The organism is Aphanothece microscopica RSMan92 (genome assembly GCF_046613545.2).
Taxonomy (GTDB): domain Bacteria; phylum Cyanobacteriota; class Cyanobacteriia; order PCC-6307; family Cyanobiaceae; genus NIES-981.
The window spans coordinates 1-851 of record NZ_JBKKKY020000246.1; the positions used below are offsets into that span (position 1 = coordinate 1).

The 851-nt window shown below is 67.3% G+C and carries 2 protein-coding genes; both read right to left on the reverse strand.

The features are described 5' to 3' along the window. Window positions 1-240, reverse strand: a 240-nt coding sequence (locus tag ACLD7X_RS17255; RefSeq protein WP_425625434.1) for a cupredoxin domain-containing protein, incomplete at its 3' end; no start/stop codon positions are given. 117 nt (window positions 241-357) lie between these two features. Beyond that, on the reverse strand, window positions 358-851 hold a 494-nt coding region (locus ACLD7X_RS17260; RefSeq protein WP_411424921.1), incomplete at its 5' end, for a DUF3141 domain-containing protein.

Genomic DNA, 851 nt, shown 5'->3' on the forward strand with positions numbered 1-851 from the left:
CCAGTGGATGATGGTCCGCTCAGGCAGCCGGTTCTCCAGGCGCACGCGGAACCGCTCGCCGGGTTGTTGCACCAGTCCGTGACCGCCATCCGGGCGAAGAAGGCCCAGGACCGTCGCCGCGCGACCGTCGATGTCGAGCGTGCGTGACGTTGCACGGATCACCGTGGGCTCGGTGGCTGCTTCTGCCGGCTGACGGGCCGCACTCCAGATCGACAGGGGAAGTGCTGTGCCGCCGGCCATCAGGACGCGGCGTGAAAGGCTCATGGTTTTCGCTCCAATCAACAACCGGGAAAGTCTGCCCACCGTGAGACGACGCGGAATTGAACGCAGCGCGACAAAGTGTTTCCGCGTGATCACTCATCCGGCAGTTGGCACTCCCGACGCATCCCGCTCCCGGATGGTCGGGCCGGAGTCGCCCGGCGCGTTCCGCTGGAACCCGCCGTAGAGCGCCCGGAAAAGGAACTCATGCCACGTGTCGCGCATCTCCCTCGTCGCGCGCAGGGCTTGTGTCACCGCCGCGAGCGCATCGCGCTCGGCAAGTCGCAGGGTTGGGAACTTGTCGTTCCCGCCCGGTGCCCTTGCGGCGCGCACCGCATCTGCCATGACCGCGACGCCGCCCATCCAAGGTGCGAACCGCTCCGAAAGCAGATAACGGCTGACGCGCATCGGGTGCATCCAGCGCGCCATCGCGGCTGCCGCGGGGTTCGCTGCGGCCCGGATCCATGGCGAGACAAGGGCGCCATAGACTGCATCGTTCCACTTCGAGACCTCGCCGACGCGCTCGAAGGCGGCGGACGGAGGCTCGAAACGGAGGTCCTCGACCTGGCGCTCGACAAACCCGACGCTGTACT